General features: G+C 62.6%; 19 protein-coding genes. 12 read left to right on the top strand and 7 right to left on the bottom strand.

Annotated features, from left to right (window positions below; genetic code table 11):
• Positions 1–20 precede the first annotated feature (20 nt).
• Positions 21–749, top strand: a complete 729-nt coding sequence (locus C4Q26_RS12080) for a hypothetical protein (protein WP_023383043.1) — start codon at positions 21–23, stop codon at positions 747–749.
• 120 nt (positions 750–869) lie between these two features.
• Here the strand turns inward: C4Q26_RS12080 and C4Q26_RS12075 are convergent, their stop codons facing one another.
• Positions 870–1724 (bottom strand): NAD-dependent epimerase/dehydratase family protein, encoded by an 855-nt coding sequence (locus tag C4Q26_RS12075; RefSeq protein ID WP_023383044.1) that lies wholly within the window; start codon positions 1722–1724, stop codon positions 870–872.
• Between the two features lie 192 nt (positions 1725–1916).
• On the opposite strand from C4Q26_RS12075, the gene exbB reads away from it, so the two are divergent.
• From exbB to C4Q26_RS12045, 6 genes are all read left to right on the top strand, one after another.
• Complete coding sequence (gene exbB / locus C4Q26_RS12070) at positions 1917–2891, top strand: tonB-system energizer ExbB (protein WP_027906663.1); 975 nt, start codon at positions 1917–1919, stop codon at positions 2889–2891.
• 3 nt (positions 2892–2894) lie between these two features.
• Positions 2895–3323, top strand: a complete 429-nt coding sequence (gene exbD / locus C4Q26_RS12065; RefSeq protein ID WP_013974803.1) for a TonB system transport protein ExbD — start codon at positions 2895–2897, stop codon at positions 3321–3323.
• Positions 3320–4054 (top strand): energy transducer TonB, encoded by a 735-nt coding sequence (locus C4Q26_RS12060; RefSeq protein ID WP_023383046.1) that lies wholly within the window; start codon positions 3320–3322, stop codon positions 4052–4054. Before exbD ends, C4Q26_RS12060 begins: the two co-directional genes overlap by 4 nt.
• Before the next feature lie 94 nt (positions 4055–4148).
• Positions 4149–5072, top strand: coding sequence for a hydrogen peroxide-inducible genes activator (locus tag C4Q26_RS12055; RefSeq protein WP_023383047.1), 924 nt, complete (start codon positions 4149–4151; stop codon positions 5070–5072).
• Between the two features lie 3 nt (positions 5073–5075).
• Positions 5076–7154 carry an ATP-dependent DNA helicase RecG gene (gene recG / locus C4Q26_RS12050; RefSeq protein ID WP_023383048.1) on the top strand — a complete coding sequence of 693 codons (2079 nt, stop codon included), beginning with the start codon at positions 5076–5078 and terminating at the stop codon, positions 7152–7154.
• A 78-nt stretch (positions 7155–7232) separates the two neighbouring features.
• Positions 7233–8636 (top strand): aminoacyl-tRNA deacylase and HDOD domain-containing protein, encoded by a 1404-nt coding sequence (locus C4Q26_RS12045; RefSeq protein ID WP_027906661.1) that lies wholly within the window; start codon positions 7233–7235, stop codon positions 8634–8636.
• Positions 8637–8741: 105 nt separating this feature from the next.
• Here the strand turns inward: C4Q26_RS12045 and C4Q26_RS12040 are convergent, their stop codons facing one another.
• The 4 genes from C4Q26_RS12040 to C4Q26_RS12025 all read right to left on the bottom strand — a co-directional run bounded on the left by C4Q26_RS12040 (position 8742) and on the right by C4Q26_RS12025 (position 11101).
• A complete protein-coding gene (locus C4Q26_RS12040; RefSeq protein WP_023383050.1) occupies positions 8742–9116 on the bottom strand; it encodes a hypothetical protein in 375 nt (124 codons plus the stop codon).
• 149 nt (positions 9117–9265) lie between these two features.
• Positions 9266–9565: an HU family DNA-binding protein gene (locus C4Q26_RS12035; protein ID WP_016394014.1), complete on the bottom strand. Its 300-nt coding sequence runs from the start codon at positions 9563–9565 to the stop codon at positions 9266–9268.
• Between the two features lie 187 nt (positions 9566–9752).
• Complete coding sequence (locus C4Q26_RS12030; RefSeq protein ID WP_027906660.1) at positions 9753–10901, bottom strand: NAD(P)/FAD-dependent oxidoreductase; 1149 nt, start codon at positions 10899–10901, stop codon at positions 9753–9755.
• Positions 10902–10933: 32 nt separating this feature from the next.
• Positions 10934–11101: a rubredoxin gene (locus C4Q26_RS12025; protein ID WP_011536423.1), complete on the bottom strand. Its 168-nt coding sequence runs from the start codon at positions 11099–11101 to the stop codon at positions 10934–10936.
• 114 nt (positions 11102–11215) lie between these two features.
• Here C4Q26_RS12025 and C4Q26_RS12020 point away from each other — a divergent pair, with 114 nt between their 5' ends.
• Together C4Q26_RS12020 and ubiA are read left to right on the top strand one after the other, a co-directional pair.
• A complete protein-coding gene (locus tag C4Q26_RS12020) occupies positions 11216–11773 on the top strand; it encodes a chorismate lyase (protein WP_023383052.1) in 558 nt (185 codons plus the stop codon).
• A complete protein-coding gene (gene ubiA, locus C4Q26_RS12015) occupies positions 11773–12663 on the top strand; it encodes a 4-hydroxybenzoate octaprenyltransferase (protein WP_023383053.1) in 891 nt (296 codons plus the stop codon). Before C4Q26_RS12020 ends, ubiA begins: the two co-directional genes overlap by 1 nt.
• Before the next feature lie 129 nt (positions 12664–12792).
• Here the strand turns inward: ubiA and C4Q26_RS12010 are convergent, their stop codons facing one another.
• Entirely contained in the window at positions 12793–13164 is a 372-nt protein-coding gene (locus C4Q26_RS12010; RefSeq protein ID WP_023383054.1) for a hypothetical protein, read from the bottom strand.
• Between the two features lie 171 nt (positions 13165–13335).
• Between C4Q26_RS12010 and phoB the strand changes: the two genes are divergently transcribed.
• From phoB to C4Q26_RS11995, 3 genes are all read left to right on the top strand, one after another.
• Positions 13336–14025, top strand: a complete 690-nt coding sequence (gene phoB / locus C4Q26_RS12005; protein WP_003253341.1) for a phosphate regulon transcriptional regulator PhoB — start codon at positions 13336–13338, stop codon at positions 14023–14025.
• 44 nt (positions 14026–14069) lie between these two features.
• On the top strand, positions 14070–15386 hold the full coding sequence (gene phoR, locus C4Q26_RS12000) for a phosphate regulon sensor histidine kinase PhoR (protein WP_023383055.1): 1317 nt from the start codon (positions 14070–14072) through the stop codon (positions 15384–15386).
• 155 nt (positions 15387–15541) lie between these two features.
• Positions 15542–16882, top strand: coding sequence for a hemolysin family protein (locus C4Q26_RS11995; RefSeq protein ID WP_023383056.1), 1341 nt, complete (start codon positions 15542–15544; stop codon positions 16880–16882).
• Positions 16883–16960: 78 nt separating this feature from the next.
• On the opposite strand, the gene C4Q26_RS11990 is transcribed toward C4Q26_RS11995, so the two are convergent.
• Positions 16961–17860, bottom strand: coding sequence for a peptidoglycan DD-metalloendopeptidase family protein (locus C4Q26_RS11990; protein WP_023383057.1), 900 nt, complete (start codon positions 17858–17860; stop codon positions 16961–16963).
• Between the last annotated feature and the right edge of the window lie 101 nt (positions 17861–17961).

Here is a 17961-nt window from a genome sequence, read left to right as displayed (position 1 = left end):
CCTGCCAAGGTTATACAGCCATGCGTCAAGCACTCCCCTTCGCACTGGCCGCCCTGCTCATGAGCGGCTGTGCCAGCCACAAACCCGAAGATTTCAACGGCGTCTGGATCAACCAGGACGCCATCGAGGCCGCCAAGGGCGGTAGCCTGCGCCAGGCGCTGGACAAGCATGGGCCGGTCCTTGAGTGGAAACTCGATGTCGCCAACCAGCAAGTCAGCTACAGCAACGGCTTCGAAGCTGCCGATGGCCAGTTGAGCGCCAATGACAAGCAATGGCAAGCCAGCTTCCCCGGTGGCCAGACCGAGCAGTTGAAACTGGATGGCGATGAACTGAAAGCCACCGACCAGCGCGGCGCTGAGCAGACCTTCGTCCGTGCCAAGCAACCGAATGCGGCTGACGCTCCGCTTGGCAGCAGCTTCGAAAAGGCGTTGTACCAGTCCTATCTGGGCGGCGAATGGAAGATCGTCGAAGGACAGGGTAAAGGCGGCGTGGTGCGTTTCGCCGATAACGGCAGCGTCACTGGCCTGCCCGGCCCGGACCGCTATGCCCTGTGCCTTGCCGGCGACTGCGCCGCCATGGGCGGCAGCAATGACAGCCTGTGGCTGGAGCGTGACCAGCGTGGCGCGCCATTCATCTTCAAACGCGATGGCGACAAGCTGGAGATCTTCCAGGCAATCAACAGCGCACAGCCCGATGAGGTGCCAACCCTGGCACCGGGCGCTCGCAAGTGGGTGCTCGAGCGCGGCTGATCGCGGCATAACGACCTGCACTGCCCTTGACGGCCCCCAAGGGTTGGATTTGTGTCCAGCTTCTTGGGGGCAGGCCAGCCCTGTGTGAGATTTGGGGATGCGGGCAAGTCGGCGACAAGGTCAACGCTGCGCAAGAATGGCTGCGTACCCTTCCTTGTAGCTCGGATACACCGGGGCCCACCCCAACGCGCGTGCCCGGGCGTTGCTGCAGCGCTTGCTACCGGTGCGCCGCACGCGTTGCTCATCCGACCACTCGGTGACACCCATGTACGCTCGCAGCCAGGCCACCACATCGGCCAAGGGCGCCGGGTCATTGTCGACACCGATATAGCAATCTTCCAACGTCACACCCTTAGCGTCGGCCTGCAACAGGAAGGCGAGCAGGCTTGCGGCATCTTCAGCGTGGATGCGGTTGCCATACAGCGGCGGCTCCGCGGCCACGCGGTAACCTTGACGCACCTGGCTGAGCAGCCATTCGCGACCTGGCCCGTAGATTCCCGTCAAGCGCACCAGGGTAGCTGGAATGCCACTGCCCAGGGCTAGCCGCTCTGCCTCCAGCATGATCCGCCCGGAGTAACCCTCGGGTTCGGTGGCGGCGGTCTCGTCGATCCATTCGCCATCTTTCTGCGCATAGACACTGCTGCTGGAGACGAACAGCAGGCGACGCGGGCGTTGTCCTCGCTCGTTCAACCAAGACAATACGTGCCGCAAACCCTCGACGTACGCAGCCTGGTAACCGGCTTCATCGTGCTGGCTGGCCGCTACGCAGTACACCAGGTAGTCCGGCGCACGCACTGGCCATGCCTGGGGAATCTCCGGGCTCAAGAGGTCTGCGGCGACCGGTATCACTCCGGCCGGCAGTTGGCCAACCGAACGTCGCAGGCCACTGACCTGCCAACCGCGAGCCAGCAGTTGCCGGGCCAGGCGGCCGCCTACATCACCGCATCCTACGATCATCGCGGATAGGTCTGACATCACAAAACTCCGAAGATCAAAGGGTCAGGCTAGCCGGATTACGCGATAGGCGGCTAGACCAAGGTGGAAAAAAGCAACGAGATTACTTTTGTTAACAAGAATTACTTGCAATAATGGCACCCCTATCTGTTCTCGGCCTGCTTCGAGGCTTTGAAGAACGCTGACTTTTCTTCTTCATCAGGTCCGGCCAGCATGACACGTACTCAACCTTCCGCTTCGCCAACCACCTCGCGCGCCTGGCGCGCCATTGCCGCGCTGATGTTCAGCCTGGTACTGGCCCCAGCTGCCATGGCTGATGAACCAAGCACCAATGCCTCCACCCCTGCAGCTGCCACTGCACCGGCTGCCGCGCCCGCTGGCGATGCTCAGGCCGCTGCCCCAGCTGCCAACGCCGCCGCCCCGGTAGATTCAGCGGCGCCAGCAGGCGAACAGACGCAAGCAATCGTCGAGGACAACTCCCTGGGCATGGCACATGACCTGTCTCCATGGGGCATGTACAAGAACGCCGACGTCGTGGTCAAAGCGGTGATGATCGGCCTGGCCATCGCCTCGATCATTACCTGGACCATCTGGATCGCCAAAGGCTTCGAACTGATGGGCGCCAAACGTCGTCTGCGCGGTGAGATCGCGGTCCTGAAGAAGTCCGCCAGCCTCAAGGAGGCCAGCGACGCCTCTAACAAGGAAGGCACGCTGGCCCACACGCTGGTCCACGATGCACTGGAGGAAATGCGCTTGTCGGCCAATGCCCGCGAGAAAGAAGGCATCAAGGAACGCGTCAGCTTCCGCTTGGAGCGCCTGGTAGCAGCCAGCGGCCGCAGCATGAGCAGCGGCACCGGGGTCCTCGCCACCATCGGCTCGACCGCACCGTTCGTCGGCCTGTTTGGTACCGTCTGGGGCATCATGAACAGCTTCATCGGCATCGCCAAGACCCAGACCACCAACCTCGCCGTGGTTGCCCCTGGTATCGCTGAAGCCCTGCTGGCCACCGCACTGGGCCTGGTTGCGGCTATCCCGGCCGTGGTGATCTACAACGTCTTCGCCCGCTCCATCGCAGGCTACAAGGCTCAAGTCTCCGACGCGTCGGCGCAGGTACTGCTGCTGGTAAGCCGTGACCTCGACCACCAGGGTAGCGAGCGCGCCACCCCGCACATGGTGAAAGTGGGGTAAACCATGGGCCTGCATCTGAACGAAGGTGGCGATGACCTCGCCGAAAACCACGAAATCAACGTCACGCCGTTCATCGACGTGATGCTGGTGCTGCTGATCATCTTCATGGTCGCCGCCCCCTTGGCCACGGTTGACATCAAGGTCGACCTGCCCGCCTCGACCGCCAAACCGGCGCCGAGGCCCGAGAAACCGGTGTTCGTCAGCGTCAAGGCCGACCAAAAGCTTTATGTCGGCGACGATCAGGTTCCGGCACCCGACCAGCTTGGCCCGATGCTCGACGCCAAGACCAAGGGCGACAAGGAAACCACCATCTTCTTCCAGGCCGATAAAGGCGTGGATTACGGTGACCTGATGGAAGTGATGAACAACATGCGCGCGGCCGGCTACCTGAAAGTCGGCCTGGTAGGTCTCGAGACGGCAGCCAAGAAATGACGAAGACGCGGCACAATCTGGCGCGTTACAGCGGCAGCCTGGCACTCGTGCTGGGTGTCCATGCCGTCGCTGTGCTGCTTACGCTCAACTGGTCGGTGCCCCAGGCCATCGAACTGCCCCCGGCAGCGATGATGGTCGAGTTGGCGCCGCTGCCCGAGCCCGCGCCACCACCACCTCCCAAAGCGGCTCCACAACCGCCGGCACCGGTTGAAGAACCGCCGTTACCCAAGCTGGCGGAGGCCCCCAAGCCCAAGATCGCCATCCCGAAACCCCCGAAGCCCAAGCCTAAGCCGCAGCCGCCCAAGCCAGAGAAAAAGCCTGAGCCGCCGAAGGATGAGCCACCGGCCAAGGAAGAAGTCGCGGACACGCCGCCAAGCAACACGCCACCGCAGAAGTCGGCGGCACCGGCGCCAAGCATCGCGTCCAACAGCAAAGCGTTGCCGACCTGGCAAAGCGACCTGCTGCGCCACTTGGCGAAGTACAAGCGCTACCCGGAAGACGCGCGACGCCGCGGTCTGCAAGGCATCAACCGCCTGCGGTTCGTGGTCGACGCCGAGGGCAAGGTGGTGTCGTACTCGTTGGCTGGCGGCTCCGGTAGCGCAGCACTGGACCGGGCGACTCTGGAGATGATCCGTCGTGCCGGTACGGTGCCTAAGCCACCGGCCGAGTTGCTGAACAATGGCACCATCGAAGTAGTGGCACCTTTCGTCTACTCGCTGGATCGCCGCTGATACGGTTGTTTCTGTCACAAATCAACAAGTCTGATAACGTGCGTCTATCGTTTGCAGCCGCTATGCTGGGCCCGCAACTTCATGGACGCACGTTATGACCCTCACAGAATTACGCTACATCGTCACACTCGCCCAAGAGCAGCACTTCGGCCATGCCGCCGAGCGCTGCCACGTCAGCCAACCGACCCTGTCGGTCGGCGTGAAGAAGCTTGAGGACGAGCTGGGTGTACTGATTTTCGAGCGCAGCAAAAGCGCGGTGCGCCTGACACCGGTCGGCGAAAGCATCGTGGCCCAGGCGCAGAAGGTGCTGGAGCAGGCACAGGGCATCCGCGAACTGGCCCAAGCCGGCAAGAACCAGCTGACCGCGCCGCTCAAGGTGGGCGCCATCTATACCGTCGGCCCTTACCTGTTCCCGCACCTGATCCCACAGCTGCACCGGGTTGCCCCACAGATGCCGCTGTACATCGAAGAGAACTTCACCCACGTCCTGCGCGAGAAGTTGCGCAATGGCGAGCTGGACGCAGTGATCATCGCCCTGCCGTTCAACGAGGCCGACGTGCTGACCCTGCCACTCTACGATGAGCCATTCTGCGCGCTGATGCCCGCCGATCACCCATGGACGGCCAAAAAGACCATCGACACCGCCATGCTCAACGACAAGAGCCTGCTCCTGCTCGGCGAAGGCCACTGCTTCCGCGACCAAGTGCTGGAAGCGTGCCCGACCTTGAATAAAGGCGAAGGTTCCAAGCACACCACCGTAGAATCCAGCTCCCTGGAAACCATCCGCCACATGGTTGCCTCAGGCCTCGGCGTATCGATCCTGCCGTTGTCGGCGGTGCACAGCCACCACTATGCGCCCGGCGTCATCGAAGTGCGTCCACTCACACCGCCCGCGCCGTTCCGCACCGTGGCCATTGCCTGGCGCGCCAGCTTCCCACGGCCCAAGGCGATCGAGATCCTCGCTGACTCGATCCGCCTCTGCTCGGTCGCCAAGCCGCCCGTGGAACAATCGGCCTGAACCATGACTGAGCTGTCTAAGGTGCCGGTCACGGCACTCAAGGGAGTGGGCGAAGCCATGGCGGAAAAACTCGCCAAGGTTGGACTCGAGAATCTGCAGGACCTGCTGTTCCACCTGCCGCTGCGCTACCAGGACCGCACGCGCGTCGTTCCCATCGGGGCCCTGCGCCCCGGCCAGGACGCGGTCATCGAAGGTGTGGTCAGCGGTGCCGATGTGACCATGGGCAAACGCCGCAGCCTGGTGGTACGCCTGGGTGACGGGAGCGGCGTGCTGAGCCTGCGCTTCTACCACTTCAGCAATGCTCAGAAAGAGGGCCTGAAGCGTGGCACGCACCTGCGCTGCTACGGCGAAGCCCGGCCAGGTGCATCAGGGCTGGAAATCTACCACCCAGAGTACCGTGCACTGAACGGAGACGAACCACCGCCTCCTGTCGAGCAGACACTGACGCCGATCTACCCGTCCACCGAAGGGCTCACCCAGCAGCGCTTGCGCCTGCTGTGCCAACAGAGCCTGGGCATGCTCGGCCCGCGCAGCCTGCCGGACTGGCTGCCGGAGCAATTGGCTCGCGATTACCACCTGGCACCGCTGGACGATGCCATCCGCTACCTGCACAACCCACCGGCTGACGCTGACCTCGACGAACTCGCCGAAGGCCAGCACTGGGCCCAGCATCGCCTGGCGTTCGAAGAGCTGCTGACCCACCAGCTTTCGCAGCAGCGCCTGCGCGAAAGCCTGCGCAGCCTACGTGCCCCCGTGCTGCCCAAGGCTGGCCGTCTGCAAGCGCAATACCTGGCCAACCTCGGCTTCAAGCCGACCGGCGCCCAGCAACGGGTTGCCAATGAAATTGCCTACGACCTCAGCCAGGCCGAGCCGATGATGCGCCTGGTGCAAGGCGATGTCGGCGCCGGCAAGACCGTGGTAGCTGCCCTGGCGGCGCTTCAGGCGCTGGAAGCCGGCTACCAGGTGGCACTGATGGCCCCGACCGAGATCTTGGCCGAGCAGCACTACATCACGTTCAAGCGCTGGTTGGAACCACTGGGCATAGAGGTGGCCTGGTTGGCCGGCAAACTCAAGGGCAAGGCCCGTACCAGTGCCCTGGAGCAGATCGCCAATGGCGCACCCATGGTGGTCGGTACCCACGCGCTGTTCCAGGACGAGGTCCGGTTCAAGCACCTGGCCCTGGCGATCATCGACGAGCAGCACCGATTCGGTGTCCAGCAACGCCTGGCCTTGCGCAAGAAAGGTGTGGCCGGCGAACTGTGCCCGCACCAACTGATCATGACGGCCACGCCGATCCCCCGCACCCTGGCCATGAGCGCCTACGCCGACCTCGACACCTCGATCCTTGACGAGCTGCCGCCTGGCCGCACACCGGTCAACACCGTTCTGGTCGCAGACAGCCGGCGTTTCGAAGTGGTCGAGCGGGTCCGCGCTGCCTGTGCCGAAGGGCGCCAGGCGTATTGGGTGTGCACGTTGATCGAGGAGTCCGAAGAGCTGACCTGCCAGGCGGCAGAAAGCACCTTCGAGGAGCTGGGCAGCGCCCTGGGCGAGCTGCGCGTGGGCTTGATCCACGGCCGCATGAAACCGGCCGAGAAGGCGGCGGTGATGGCCGAGTTCAAGGAAGGCAAGCTGCAACTGCTGGTGGCCACCACGGTGATCGAGGTCGGGGTGGATGTACCGAATGCCAGCCTGATGATCATCGAGAACCCCGAGCGCCTTGGCCTGGCCCAGTTGCACCAGCTGCGTGGCCGCGTCGGCCGTGGCAGCGCGGTCAGCCATTGCGTCCTGTTGTACCACCCGCCCCTGTCGCAGATCGGCCGCGAACGGCTGGGGATCATGCGGGAAACCAACGATGGCTTCATCATCGCCGAGAAAGACCTGGAGCTGCGTGGCCCTGGCGAGATGCTCGGAACCCGTCAGACTGGCCTGCTACAGTTCAAGGTTGCCGACTTGATGCGCGATGCCGATCTGCTGCCGGCCGTGCGTGACGCGGCCCAGGCCCTGCTAGCCCGCTGGCCCGACCATGTCAGCCCGCTGCTCGATCGCTGGCTGCGCCATGGCCAGCAATATGGCCAAGTGTGACGATTGTCCCAAATTGGATCCAGCTTGCGGGCCAGGCTGGTTATACTTCGCGTTTAAAAGAAATAGTGGATACGGACCATGACTGAAGTTGCCCTGGATACCGCAACCCCACATGCACCCTCGGTGATCAAGCTGCTGCTGGAAAAGCTTGGCGTCAGCTATCGCGAGGTGCCTGAGGATCCGGCCCTGCCGGCGGCTTCGCGGGTACAGGCGATTCTGCTCGACGATGAGGTCGGCGCCCTGATGGTGCTGTTCCCACAGAGCAAGCTGCTGGACCTCAATCGCCTTGAGGAATTGACCGGACGCAAGCTCCGTGCGGTCCCCGTTGCACGCCTCAAGCAGATGCTCGACAAGCACAGTCTCAAGGCGCTGCCTGGCATCCCGGCGCTGACCAGCTCGCCTTGCCTGTACGAACAGAAACTGCTCGACAGCCAGACGCTGCTCATCGAGTCCGGAGAAACCGGTCTTTTGCTGAGAATCGAGCGGGATGACTTCAAGCGCATGCTGAAGAAAGCCAGCGCGGGCAGCTTCGGACAGCCCGTCAGGGACATCCGCCCCAACCTGGACCGCCCCGACGACGACTCGAAGGAAATCACCCAGGCCGTGCAGGCCTTCACCGCCCGGCGCATCCAGCAACGACTGGAGCAGACCATCGAAATTCCGCCGCTGGCAGACACCGCACAGAAGATCATCAAGCTGCGGGTCGACCCCAATGCCAGCATCGATGACATCACCGGCGTAGTGGAAACCGATCCAGCGCTGGCTGCCCAAGTGGTCAGCTGGGCGGCGTCCCCTTACTACGCCTCACCCGGCAAGATCCGCTCGGTAGAGGACGCCATCGTGCGCGTGCTGGGCTTCGACCTGGTGATCAACCTGGCCTTGGGCCTGGCCCTGGGCAAGACCCTGAGCCTGCCGAAGGACCACCCCCAGCAAGCCACGCCTTACTGGCAGCAGTCGATCTACACCGCCGCGATCATCGAAGGCCTGACCCGCGCCATGCCACGGGCCGAGCGCCCTGAAGCCGGTCTGACCTACCTCGCGGGGCTGCTGCACAATTTCGGCTATCTACTGCTGGCCCACGTGTTCCCACCGCACTTCTCGCTGATCTGCCGTCATCTGGAGGTCAACCCGCACCTGTGCCACACCTATGTGGAACAGCACCTGCTGGGCATCAGCCGCGAACAGATCGGCACTTGGCTGATGAAGCTGTGGGACATGCCAGAAGAGCTGTCGGCCGCGCTGCGTTTCCAGCATGACCCGTCCTACGACGGCGAAAATTCAGCATTCCCCAATTTGGTGTGCCTGGCGACCCGGCTGCTGCGCTCGCGCGGAATCGGCTCAGGGCCACAGGCTGAAATCCCTGATGATTTACTGGACCGTCTGGGCATCACGCGGGAAAAGGCGGAGGATGTGGTGAACAAGGTGCTGGAGGCCGAAAGCCTGTTGCGCGAGCTGGCCTCGCAATTCCACGCACCGCATTGATCCCCAGGGTTGGATCCGTCCAATCTTTCGGGGTATTCGCCCCTGTGGCGCGGGCTTGGCGGATGAGCCCGCGCTCACAGGTTCAGCGCAACAGTTTCTGGGATCTCAACCCTTCTTTTTCGGCTTCAGGTACTTCATCAAACCCTGGAACCACATCACCAACGCTGGATTGCCCTTGATCTGGATGTTCTTGTCCTGGATACCCTGCATGAAGGCCAACTGCTTGTTACCCGCCTGCATCGTGGCAAAACCGTAAGCCGCATCCTTGAATGCAATGGCGAAAGCCGGTTGCGGGTGCAACCCACCCTTGCTGCTGACGCGCTCGCCGCTGACGATGAAGTGACGCGCAACCTTGCCGTCCAGTGTCTGCATCTGGAACACCAGGTCTTTGTCCTTGAGCTGCTGTTGGAAGGCCGGGTTGCTGCGGCTGGCCCTGGCCATCAATAGCCCCATGGCCCAAAGAAGAAAGCGAAACTTCATCAACGCGCCTCGAATAAAAAATGACTGAGACGCGGAGTTTATCCGTTTCCTGAACTTTTTATACAGCTCTGCCGAATGCATCGTTTGCAAAACACGACGGGCGCCCTGGGGCGCCCGTCTTACTGACACTGGGGATTGTCAGGTGTGCATCACTTGCCTTTTTTAGCCGGCTTGGCTGGGGCGTTGACGCTGTCACGAAGGTTCTTGCCAGGTTTGAAGGCAACGGTGTTGCTGGCCTTGATCTTCACCGGCTGGCCGGTTTGCGGGTTCTTGCCGGTGCGGGCACCACGATGGCGTTTTTCGAAGGTGCCGAAGCCGACCAAGGTGACGGTGTCCTTGTCCAGGGCACCTGTGATGCTGTCGAGAATCGCGTTCAGCACTTGGTTGGCTTTTTCCTTGGTCAGATCGGCCTTTTCGGCGATGACGGCGGCGAGTTCTGGTTTACGCATAGTGAAGCCTCTTTGACGGAATTCTTGTTGTTATGCCGTGCTGCCCGAAGAGGCAGCGCTCAAGGCACCGCAGGCTCTAATCTGCGGCAGACGGGAGTGAGAATGGCACGCCCACCGAGGCCGCGCCAGTATCTGGGCGGCCATTGTAGTGGCAACTAAAGGGTAAACCCGACAGAACGCCTGTCATTTACGCCATCAGGGGTGGTAACTGCCGATTCAGGGCCAGTTTCTCCATCACCCCGGCGCCCGTCAGGGCATAGCCCAACAACTGGCCGTCAGCATCGTGGCAGAGCACCTTGAGGTCACGACCCTCGCCGTGCACCCGCCAAATACCCTCCCGGCCCGGAGGTGGCGGCGAGACTACCAGTGGGCAGGCCGGGGTCTTCACTGTGACCGGCATCGGCCCATAACTGACTGTGGTGGGGTTGCCGGCCAGGGTTTGGGCCAAGGCACGGGCACAAGCCATCAGCGGCATCACATACAGCAGGTTGATACCGTCGACCTCGGCGCAGTCCCCCAGCGCGAAAATATTGCCGTGGGACGTACGCAACTGTCGGTCCACCACCACACCGCGATTGGTCTGCAGGCCCGCGGCAGCGGCCAGGTCGATGCGTGGGCGCAGGCCAATGGCGGACACCACCAGTTCGCAGGCGATCACGGTACCGTCCGACAGATGCGCCTCAAGCCCATCACCCGCCCGTTGCAGGCGCGTCAGCACGGGCCCCAGATGAAAGCGTACGCCCAACTCTTGCAGCCCGTCCTGTACCGCCGCGGCGGCAGCCGGATGCAGCAGGGTTGGCATCAATTGCTCGCACGGGGCCACGACATCGACCTGGTAACCACCCAAGGTCAGGTCGTTGGCGAACTCGCAGCCAATCAGCCCGGCACCCAGGATCAGTACGCGCTGCTTGCCCGCAGCGGCGGCGCGAAACCGGGCGTAGTCTTCCAGGTCATTGATCGGGAATACCCATTCACCAGCATCCCCTTCGATGGGCACTTGCACTGTCTGCGCGCCCCAGGCCAATACCAAGTCCCGATACTCGATGGCCTCCTCGCCAATCCACAGGCGCTTGTGGCCTGGGTCGATACCGCTGATGCGGGTATGGGTGCGGATTTCGGCATTGAGCTGGTCGGCCATGGCGCCAGGTTCGGCCATGCATAGGCCGTCGGCATCCTTGTGCTTGGCAAAGCCGGTGGAGAGCATTGGCTTGGAGTAGGAGCGGCCGTCGTCGGCGGTAATCAGCAGCAGCGGCGTCTGGGTATCGAGCTTGCGAAACTCACGGGCCAGGTTATAGCCCGCCAGACCAGTACCGATGATGACCACAGGGGATGACATGTCGTGCTTTCCTCGCTCTTGAACAGGTTCGATCAGCCGATGGCGATCATTTCGAAGTCACTCTTGCCGACGCCGCAGTCGGGGCACAGCCAATCTTCCGGTACATCTTCCCAACGGGTGCCCGGAGCGATGCCGTCGTCCGGCCAGCCTTCGGCTTCGTCGTAGATCAATCCGCAAACAATACACTGCCACTTTTTCATCAGGCTCGTTCCTCAGTCAGGTGGGGCTTTGTAATGGCCCAGCCAGCAGTATGCAAGCAGTCGGGGCAATCATGCTAAGCTCGCCGCCTCTCTGGTTGTAACAAGCATACCGACGTGTCGTACGAAACCCCGCAAGCAGCCGCTGCCGCGTGGCTGCCGTATTCGCAACTGGCAACCGGCCTGGGCCAGCCCATTGTTGACTGGCTGTTCGACGAAGGCTCGCTGACCCGCCGCCTGACCCATCTTTCCCAGAACCACTTCACCGTTACCCCGCTGTTCGAGGGCTGGCAAGCCCTGCGCGAGGACGAATGCCTGGCCCTGGGCATCCCCACGGGGGCCGAAGGCTGGGTGCGCGAAGTGTTCCTGCGCGGCCATGGCGAACCATGGGTCTTCGCCCGTAGCGTCTCGAGCCGCAGTGCACTGGCGCGTGGCGGCCTGGACCTGGAGTCGCTGGGCAGCCGCTCACTCGGCGAGCTACTGTTCTGCGACCAGGCATTCGTTCGCCACCCGATCGAGGCCTGCCAGTATCCACAGGCCTGGTTGCCCGCCGAAGCAGCCCAGGCAAATCTGTGGGGACGACGCTCACGCTTCGAACGCGATGGCCTCGACCTGCTGGTGGCGGAAGTCTTCCTGCCGGCGCTATGGCAAGCGGCCAAGGAGGAAACTCGCTGATGTACCTGCAAATGCTCAAGTCGCTCAATCGCGTCCATCCGCGTGCCTGGGATTTCATACAGCTCAGCCGTATGGATCGACCCATCGGTATCTACCTGCTGCTGTGGCCAACCTTGTCGGCAGTGTGGATCGCCGGCAATGGCTCGCCGACACTGGCCAACGTGCTGATCTTCGGCCTGGGGGTGGTACTGATGCGCGCCGCCGGCTGCTGCATCAACGACTTCGCCGATCGCAAAGTGGACGGCCACGTCAAGCGCACCGCCGATCGTCCCCTGGCCAGCGGCCGGGTCAGGCCACGCGAGGCCGTGGCGCTGTTCGCGATTCTGGTCGGGGTGAGTTTCCTGCTGGTGCTGTGCACCAACAGCAAGACGGTCTGGCTGTCGTTCGGGGCGGTGGCCCTGGCTTTCTGCTACCCGTTCATGAAGCGCTTCACCTACTACCCACAAGTGGTGCTGGGCGCCGCGTATTCCTGGGGTATCCCCATGGCATTCACGGCGGCCGGTGGTGAACTGCCAGCCAGTGCCTGGCTGCTGTACATCGCCAACCTGCTATGGACGGTGGGCTACGACACCTACTACGCCATGGTCGACCGCGACGACGACTTGAAGATTGGGGTGAAATCCACCGCGATTCTGTTCGGCGAGGCCGACCGGGTCATCATCCTGAGCCTGCAGATGCTGTCGCTGGGCTGCCTGTTGCTGGCGGGAAACCGCTTCGAGCTGGGGGGCTGGTTCCACTTGGGGCTGCTGGGTGCGGCGCTGTGCTTCGCCTGGGAGTTCTGGTCGACGCGCAAGCTGGACCGCGAGTCGTGCTTCAAGGCCTTCCTGCACAATCACTGGGCGGGGATGCTGGTGTTCATTGGCGTGGTGCTGGATTACGCCTTGCGCTGAGTTCATCGCAGTCAAGCCGGCTCCTACAGGCAATGCGCGTGCCTTGTAGGAGCGGCCTTATGTCGAGAAAGGGCTGTGCAACAGCCGCAGCAGGTTCGTGATCGACGCGGCGTGTGGGCCCGCAGGACCTCAAGGCTTGGCGATGTGCCAGACGTCTTTCATGCCATCGCCGGTCTTGTCCCCGGCTTTCTTGTCCTTGATGAAGGTGTACAGCGGCTTGCCGTCATAGGCCCACTGCATTGAACCATCGTCGCGGGTGACGTGGGTCCACTTGTCCTTTGGTGCCTCATCGTCCTTCGAGACCATCAGCGGCGGCCAGTTCTTCGCACACTCACCATTGCACATCGACTTGCCACCGCTGTCCTTGTCGAAGGTGTAGAGCGTCATCCCGGCATCATCGACCCACATGCCATCTTTTTCCATGGCATGGTGGGCGGACGCCACCCCCGGGAGCGCCAGGGCAGCGAAAAGGGCCATCCAGCTCAGCGTATGTCGTGTCATTGGAATCACCATTGTTCGGGGGCTATGGGTTCGAAGAGCCGCCGCAGCGGCCCTTTGAAGCCTAGTCCAGTCATGGAATGTCGCCAGAACGGCCAACGCCCTGTCACACAGCTGCAATAATTCCGTTATCTAATGCGGGCCAAGACATCGTTCCTGGGAGAGGTTTTGAGCATGGTTGGCAGAAACATTCTGATCGTCGACGACGAGGCGCCTATCCGCGAGATGATCGCCGTTGCATTGGAAATGGCCGGCTATGACTGCCTGGAAGCGGAGAACTCGCAGCAGGCCCACGCGATCATCGTCGACCGCAAGCCCGACCTGATCCTGCTGGACTGGATGCTCCCCGGCACTTCCGGCATCGAGCTGGCTCGTCGCCTCAAGCGTGACGAGCTGACCGGGGACATCCCGATCATCATGCTCACCGCCAAAGGTGAAGAGGACAACAAGATCCAAGGCCTGGAAGTCGGCGCCGACGACTACATCACCAAGCCGTTCTCGCCGCGCGAGCTGGTGGCACGCCTGAAGGCCGTGCTGCGTCGCACCGGCCCCAGTGACAGTGAAGCCCCCATCGAAGTCGGCGGCCTGCTGCTCGACCCGATCAGCCACCGCGTGACCATCGATGGCAAGCCTGCGGAAATGGGGCCTACCGAGTACCGCCTGCTGCAGTTCTTCATGACCCACCAGGAACGCGCCTACACCCGTGGGCAACTGCTGGACCAGGTCTGGGGCGGCAACGTCTATGTCGAGGAACGCACCGTCGACGTGCATATCCGCCGCCTGCGCAAAGCCTTGGGTGAGGCCTATGAAAATCTGGTACAAACCGTCCGGGGCACGGGTTACCGCTTCTCGACCAAAAGCTGACTAACCCGCAAGCCAGCCGCACGCCGCTGTACAAGGACCGTCAATTGAACCAGAACTGGCACGCGACCCTGATTCGTCACCTGCTGCTACTGATCACCGTTTGCCTGATCGGTGGACTGATCAGTGGCTACTACGGCTGGAGCCTGGCCATTGGCCTGGCGCTTTACCTGGGTTGGACCCTCAAGCAACTGCTGCGCCTGCATGACTGGCTGCGCAACCATCAGCCCGACGAAGCTCCACCCGATGGCTACGGCCTGTGGGGCGAGGTCTTCGACAGCATCTACCACCTGCAGCGGCGCGACCAACGAGTGCGTGGCCGCCTGCAGGCAGTGATCGACCGGGTTCAGGAATCCACCGCCGCGCTGCGCGATGCAGTGATCATGCTCGACAGCGACGGCAACCTGGAATGGTGGAACCGCGCCGCTGAAACCCTGCTGGGCTTCAAGACCCCTCAGGATGGCGGACAACCCGTCACCAACCTGGTGCGTCATCCCCGTTTCAAGGAATACTTCGAGGCCGGGAACTACGCCGAGCCGCTGGAAATCCCGTCGCCGATCAACGACCGCATGCGGGTCCAGTTGCATATCACCCGTTACGGCAACAACGAGCATCTGATGCTGGTGCGCGATGTCACCCGCATTCATCAGCTCGAACAGATGCGCAAGGACTTCGTGGCCAACGTCTCGCATGAACTGCGCACCCCGCTGACGGTGATCACTGGCTATCTGGAAACGCTGCTGGACAACGTCGATGACGTGAACCCACGCTGGGGCCGGGCATTGCAGCAGATGAGCCAGCAGGGCTCACGCATGCAGACCCTGCTCAACGACCTGTTGCTGCTGGCCAAGCTGGAAGCCACGGACTACCCATCGGACAACCATCCGGTGGCTGTGGACGCCCTGCTGCAGTCGATCAAGAGCGATGCCCAGGCGCTGTCTGGCCCACGTAACCAGCGAATCAGCCTGGAAGCTGCGCCGGGCCTGCGCCTGAAGGGCAGCGAGGCGGAGCTGCGCAGCGCGTTCTCCAACCTGGTGTTCAATGCAGTCAAGTACACCCAGGACGAAGGCAGCATCCGCATCCGCTGGTGGGCCGATGAACAGGGCGCCCATCTGTCTGTGCAGGATTCAGGTGTGGGTATCGACGCCAAGCACCTGCCCCGCCTGACCGAACGTTTCTACCGGGTCGACTCCAGCCGCGCTTCCAACACCGGAGGTACCGGGCTTGGCCTGGCCATCGTCAAGCATGTGCTGATGCGCCATCGCGGCAAGCTGGAGATCAGCAGCGTTCCGGGGCATGGCAGCACCTTCACCTGTCACTTCGCACCGGCTCAATTGGCCAACGGCAAAGCTGACCAGGACTGACCTGTCGGCGAAGCGTTTGGGCGTGCAGTCGGCCCCAATAGGACCACCACCCTTTGCTTTTGCGCCCTCAGCCGCTACATTGGATCCCCTGTGCCAGCAAAAGCTGGCACTTTATTTTTTAATTTCCCAAAGACGGCCCCCGTAAAAACTCCATCATGGACCCTTCCCCTGGTATCAGCCTCACCTCGTTATTCGCCGATTTCGGCATGATCATCTTCGCCCTGCTGCTGGTGCTGCTCAACGGCTTCTTCGTTGCCGCCGAGTTCGCCATGGTCAAGCTGCGCGCTACCCGCGTCGAATCCATTGCCGAACTGCACGGCTGGCGCGGCAGCATCCTGCGCAAGGTTCACAACCAGCTGGACGCCTACCTCTCGGCCTGCCAGTTGGGTATCACCCTCGCCTCCCTAGGCCTGGGCTGGGTCGGTGAGCCGGCCTTCGCCCACTTGCTCGAGCCATTGCTGGCATACATGGGTGTGGACACGCCTGAGCTGATCAAGGCGATTTCGTTCTTCGTCGCCTTCTTCGTGATCTCCTACCTGCACATCGTGGTCGGCGAGCTGGCGCCCAAGTCCTGGGCCATCCGCAAACCGGAACTGCTGTCGCTGTGGACAGCCGTGCCGCTGTACCTGTTCTACTGGCTGATGTACCCGGCCATCTATCTGCTCAACGCCAGCGCCAACACCATCCTGCGCATTGCCGGCCAGGGTGAGCCCGGCCCACACCACGAGCACCACTACAGCCGCGAGGAGCTCAAGCTCATCCTGCACTCCAGCCGAGGCCAGGACCCGAGTGACCAGGGCATGCGCGTACTCGCCTCGGCGGTCGAAATGGGCGAGCTGGAGGTGGTCGACTGGGCCAACTCGCGCGAAGACATGGTCAGTATCGACGCCCATGCGCCGCTGAGGGAGATCCTGGCCCTGGTACGCCGCCACAAGTTCAGCCGTTACCCGGTGTACGACGCCGAGCGCGAGGAGTTCACCGGACTGCTGCACATCAAGGACTTGCTGCTGGAGCTTGCCGAGCTGGAGCACCTGCCCGAGACCATCGACCTGGAAGACCTCTCCCGCCCGCTGGAGCGTGTTTCCCGGCACATGCCGCTGGCGCAACTGCTGGAGCAGTTCCGCAAGGGCGGCGCGCATTTCGTGCTGGTCGAGGAAGCCGATGGCAAGGTAATCGGCTACCTGACCATGGAAGACGTGCTGGAAGTGCTGGTCGGCGACATCCAGGACGAACACCGCAAGACCGAACGCGGCATCCTCGCCTACCAGCCGGGCAAACTGCTGGTGCGTGGCGATACACCGCTGTTCAAGGTCGAGCGCCTGTTGGGCATCGACCTGGACCATATCGAGGCAGAAACCCTGGCTGGCCTGGTGTACGAGACGCTCAAGCGGGTACCTGAGGAAGAAGAAGTGCTGGAGGTCGAGGGGCTGCGTATCATCATCAAGAAGATGAAAGGGCCAAAGATCGTGCTGGCCAAGGTGCTCAAGCTGGATTGACCGACCGTGGCGCCACCCGGCAAGCCGACTCCCGAACCTGCAGGAGCCGGCTTGCCGACGGTGAAGCCCACACCCTCCTCAAGGGTTGCCAGCGGTAAAATCCGGCAGCCCGCCAATCGGCCGGTCGAACTGAAAGGGTATCGACTCCAGCGCCAGCCCCACATTGCGTTGCACCACGAAATGCAGATGTGGCCCGGTGCTGTTGCCCGTGTTGCCCGACTTGGCCAAGGCCTGCCCTACTACCACCTGTTGCCCCTCAGCGACCACCACCGACCCGCGCATCAGGTGCAGGTAGACGCCCATGGTGCCGTCCGGGTGCAGAATACGCACGAAGTTGCCCGACGGGTTGGTGCCCCGCCCACTCTGGTTGTTCTCGATCCTGACCACCACCCCACCCCGCGCAGCGATGATCGGCGTGCCCTCTGGCATGGCGATGTCCATGGCATAGCGCCCCTTAGGGCCGAAGTGGCTGAAACGGCCATTGGGCCCCTGGGTCAAGCGGAACGGTCCGCCTTTCCAGGGGAAGGGATATCGGTAAGCCAGCGAGCGCTGAGTGGGGTCTCCCATGGCGTACTGGAACTGGCTGACATACTTGAGCGGCCCGCCCGGCGCCGCCAGCACCGAGCTCAACGTTTTGCTCGAACGCGGGCCGACGATGGCGCGCACGGTGCGGGGCGCGTTGCCGCCAAAGGCGTTGGCCAGCTTGTCGATACGCAGCTCGACCTGCATCGGTACGTACAGGTCATTTCGCACGACAAAGCGCACACCGCCAGGAAAGGTCTCGGTCTGCAAACGCACCTTGCCCTCGATCCGTTCGAGCATCGGCTCACGCAGCTCGAAGGTTTTCGCGCCGGGGCTGTAACGGTCGGAGTACGAGACCACGCCGAAATTGTCGACGGTCTTGTAGATGGTCATGCCCAGGCTCGACGCCGAAGCCGTGAGCAAGGCACAGAACAGCAGCAGGCGAGAGGCTGGCATGATAGTGGCTTTTTGACAGTTATTGTCTGTCGAAGCCTAGCAGGGGGATTTGGCCGATGGGCTGCAGTTGGTCGGGTGAACAGCCAGCACCCGACAAGCCG

Source organism: Pseudomonas sp. SWI44 (assembly GCF_002947915.1).
Classification (GTDB): domain Bacteria; phylum Pseudomonadota; class Gammaproteobacteria; order Pseudomonadales; family Pseudomonadaceae; genus Aquipseudomonas; species Aquipseudomonas taiwanensis.
The sequence above is the reverse complement of the archived record's forward strand: the minus strand, read 5'-3'. Positions and strand labels throughout refer to the sequence as shown.

Coding starts and splice junctions, on each gene's coding strand:
- C4Q26_RS12080 (WP_023383043.1), top strand. CDS start 21: ATGCGTCAAGCACTCCCCTTCGCACTGGCCGCCCTGCTCATGAGCGGC.
- C4Q26_RS12075 (WP_023383044.1), bottom strand. CDS start 1,724: ATGTCAGACCTATCCGCGATGATCGTAGGATGCGGTGATGTAGGCGGC.
- exbB (WP_027906663.1), top strand. CDS start 1,917: ATGACACGTACTCAACCTTCCGCTTCGCCAACCACCTCGCGCGCCTGG.
- exbD (WP_013974803.1), top strand. CDS start 2,895: ATGGGCCTGCATCTGAACGAAGGTGGCGATGACCTCGCCGAAAACCAC.
- C4Q26_RS12060 (WP_023383046.1), top strand. CDS start 3,320: ATGACGAAGACGCGGCACAATCTGGCGCGTTACAGCGGCAGCCTGGCA.
- C4Q26_RS12055 (WP_023383047.1), top strand. CDS start 4,149: ATGACCCTCACAGAATTACGCTACATCGTCACACTCGCCCAAGAGCAG.
- recG (WP_023383048.1), top strand. CDS start 5,076: ATGACTGAGCTGTCTAAGGTGCCGGTCACGGCACTCAAGGGAGTGGGC.
- C4Q26_RS12045 (WP_027906661.1), top strand. CDS start 7,233: ATGACTGAAGTTGCCCTGGATACCGCAACCCCACATGCACCCTCGGTG.
- C4Q26_RS12040 (WP_023383050.1), bottom strand. CDS start 9,116: ATGAAGTTTCGCTTTCTTCTTTGGGCCATGGGGCTATTGATGGCCAGG.
- C4Q26_RS12035 (WP_016394014.1), bottom strand. CDS start 9,565: ATGCGTAAACCAGAACTCGCCGCCGTCATCGCCGAAAAGGCCGATCTG.
- C4Q26_RS12030 (WP_027906660.1), bottom strand. CDS start 10,901: ATGTCATCCCCTGTGGTCATCATCGGTACTGGTCTGGCGGGCTATAAC.
- C4Q26_RS12025 (WP_011536423.1), bottom strand. CDS start 11,101: ATGAAAAAGTGGCAGTGTATTGTTTGCGGATTGATCTACGACGAAGCC.
- ubiA (WP_023383053.1), top strand. CDS start 11,773: ATGTACCTGCAAATGCTCAAGTCGCTCAATCGCGTCCATCCGCGTGCC.
- C4Q26_RS12010 (WP_023383054.1), bottom strand. CDS start 13,164: ATGACACGACATACGCTGAGCTGGATGGCCCTTTTCGCTGCCCTGGCG.
- phoB (WP_003253341.1), top strand. CDS start 13,336: ATGGTTGGCAGAAACATTCTGATCGTCGACGACGAGGCGCCTATCCGC.
- C4Q26_RS11995 (WP_023383056.1), top strand. CDS start 15,542: ATGGACCCTTCCCCTGGTATCAGCCTCACCTCGTTATTCGCCGATTTC.
- C4Q26_RS11990 (WP_023383057.1), bottom strand. CDS start 17,860: ATGCCAGCCTCTCGCCTGCTGCTGTTCTGTGCCTTGCTCACGGCTTCG.